The 2531-nt window shown below is 59.3% G+C and carries 4 protein-coding genes; 2 read left to right on the forward strand and 2 right to left on the reverse strand.

What is annotated here, in order from left to right; all coding sequences use genetic code 11:
- Both A2J01_RS00660 and A2J01_RS00665 read right to left on the reverse strand, forming a co-directional pair.
- A partial coding sequence (locus A2J01_RS00660) for an ABC transporter substrate-binding protein (protein WP_231915387.1) occupies nucleotides 1-842 on the reverse strand: 842 nt, incomplete at its 3' end.
- A gap of 134 nt (nucleotides 843-976) precedes the next feature.
- Nucleotides 977-1555 carry a CGNR zinc finger domain-containing protein gene (locus tag A2J01_RS00665; RefSeq protein WP_064111452.1) on the reverse strand — a complete coding sequence of 193 codons (579 nt, stop codon included), beginning with the start codon at nucleotides 1553-1555 and terminating at the stop codon, nucleotides 977-979.
- Between the two features lie 63 nt (nucleotides 1556-1618).
- On the opposite strand from A2J01_RS00665, the gene A2J01_RS00670 reads away from it, so the two are divergent.
- The gene (locus A2J01_RS00670; protein WP_064111455.1) at nucleotides 1619-1996 is read left to right on the forward strand and encodes a hypothetical protein; all 378 of its coding nucleotides are present in this window, start codon (nucleotides 1619-1621) and stop codon (nucleotides 1994-1996) included.
- Nucleotides 1997-2089: 93 nt separating this feature from the next.
- Nucleotides 2090-2434, forward strand: a complete 345-nt coding sequence (locus tag A2J01_RS00675; RefSeq protein ID WP_064111458.1) for a hypothetical protein — start codon at nucleotides 2090-2092, stop codon at nucleotides 2432-2434.
- Nucleotides 2435-2531: the final 97 nt, after the last annotated feature.

Raw genomic sequence — 2531 nt, forward strand, 5'->3', positions numbered from 1 at the left:
CCGGACAACGTGGTGTAAGTCTTCGAATCCAGACCCGCGGCCAAGACTCGTTCCTCGTCCGAACCGGTGACCGCTGCGGCATTCACTCCGCCGGTGAGAACAAGATTCGCCGTCGTACTGGGATCGGTGACAATCTTGATCGTCACTGTCTTCGGCACTCCGAGAGTGTCGGAAGTGGTCTCGCCGTTCGGACTCCAGGTGTAACCGTCGCGGCGTTCCATCGTGATGTGATCGTTGGGAACAACTTCGGTGACCTTGAACAGACCCGTTCCGTTACTACTAGAACGGATACTGGCCGGGTCTTCGAGCGTCGCAGCGCACGGGAGCCGCAACGCGCCGATCCGAGAGAGCAGGAAGGGCGCTGGCTCGGCGGTGGTCACCGTCAGTTCGTCACCGTTCGCTGAGGCCGAAGTCGACATCGGCACAGTGGATCCGCGTAGCGGTGAAGCGTTTTCAGGATCCATGACCCAGTTGATGTCATCGGCCGCGGTCTGTGCGGTGAAGGAAGTGCCGTCGGCACAAGTGATGCCCTTCTTGAGCACGAACTTCAGCGTGTTCCCTTCTTCACTCCAGCTCTCCGCCAGATAGGGACGCACAGTGCGTGTTTGCGCGTCGATGTCGATCAACGAATCGTACGAGTACGCGTTCACGATCTGAGTCGACGTGAGGTTGGTGATCAGAGGGTGCAGATTTCCGGGATCGGCGTTGATGACAGTCGTGAAACTGCCGTCCTTTGCATACTCACCGACTGAACCTTCGGGACTGGATGCGCCGCCACACCCGGCCAGGGTGAAAACGCCAACGCTGATAACTGCTGTCGCGGAGACAGAACGGGCTTTCATACGAGCCGCCATCTACTAGGAGTTGCCATGGCGACAATCGTGCGGGACTGACGTGGTCTGTATCTCGTTGAAGTTCCCCATACAGTCGGCCGTACTCTGTTCGATTGTCACTATCGACCGGGCAAGCGCAGACGCTAAGTACGACGCTGCCGTTGACGGTGATTCGCGACGTTGATTCGGTTGCCGCACAACGCCGGCATGCAGTATCGGCGTCGCCCTCCCCTGCTCGTATCGACGAACACCCCGTTGCACGTCGGCGATGCGCATGGACGGAATCGTTCGTACCCCAATGTGCGCAGAGTCCCCAGCAACGAGTATCCGATCAACAACGTGAGTTCACCCGCGAGATCGATTGTGTTGTCCGGTACTGCATTCCACCGATAGCCGTTCTGGGAATCTGGCGTAAGTCGAACGTGATGCGGGACGGCCTGGAGAAGTTGATGAGTGCGATCGACTAGTTCGCCGGCAGTCGGAGCATCGAGAACCGAACGAATTTCCTCTCTGAGCCCCTGAACGTCCGCAAGTTCACCGCTGGTCGGCCCGCGTCCGTTGCGGAGTGCGTCCGGCGAGAGTCCGTGTTCACTCAGTAGATCCTGAAGCGTCTGGGAGTCTGGCAACGCGTCACCAGCCTCCACCCACACTCGGGGTGAGGTGTTGACCAGGTCCGTCGCAAACGACGCACCGGATACGTAATCGTCTAAAACTACTTGCATCCCTTACCGTCCTGCCCTACCGTAATTGAATAACCTTACTTTACACCTTACGGAGGCGGCGGGATGGAACATTGCGCAGACCACAGGCTGCCCGAGATACTCCGAGACACTCACCACCGATTGCGCCGCGCCGGCACCGTGGCATCGCAGACACCCGTCGTCGCTGCCGATCTCTACTGGTCGATCGGCGCGCTCGCCCAGTGCCTGACCGCAATGGACGAGGTCATTTCACAACTGGGAATCAATGCCCGAAAGCAGTTGCGAGCTGGAAAGTTCGACGTCCAGAGCGGACCGTTCGAAGGAGAGCCCGACGCCGCCCTACTCACCGCAGTTCTTGCGCTCGCCAGAGCATCGAGTAGTTGCGAACCGGTTCAGGCGGCAATCGGCAACGCTCAGATCGCGGTGAGCGATCTCGTCGTCGCGAGGACTACCAGCGCCTGACACTCGGGCGGGCCACCCGCCCCAATAGAGACTGTATGGTTGGTTTTCAGGCAGCCATCGAGAGCATCGACCAGCAGGAACCGGGTTATCACTGTGAGTGCAGGAACATCGACAATCTACGAGGACCGAACCGTCCGGATCGACGATCAGGGCGTCACGATCCGCCACTACTACTTTCCGTTTGTCAGCAAGTTCGTCCTGTACTCGCAGATCGAATCCGTCGACCTCGGAGTCATGTCATGGCTGAGCGGACGCCTACGAATCTGGGGAACAACAGATTTCAGCTCGTGGTACAGCCTGGATCTTTCACGCCCGTGGAAGGAGACCGCGGTGGTACTCACTCTCGCCGGCCACGGATCGCCTTCGTTCAGCCCCAAGGACGCCGATCGCGTCGAGACCGAAATCCGCAGTCGCATCGAATCACACGCCGCGAACTGACTAGCGGAACTCGGATTCGACGGTGACGATCTCACTCCAGTCGGTTCGATCGAACAACCGCGCCAGCGCAGTGAACAGAACTTCCGGGTCGACGACG

This window comes from Rhodococcus sp. EPR-134 (genome assembly GCF_001647205.1).
Taxonomy (GTDB): domain Bacteria; phylum Actinomycetota; class Actinomycetes; order Mycobacteriales; family Mycobacteriaceae; genus Rhodococcus_F; species Rhodococcus_F qingshengii.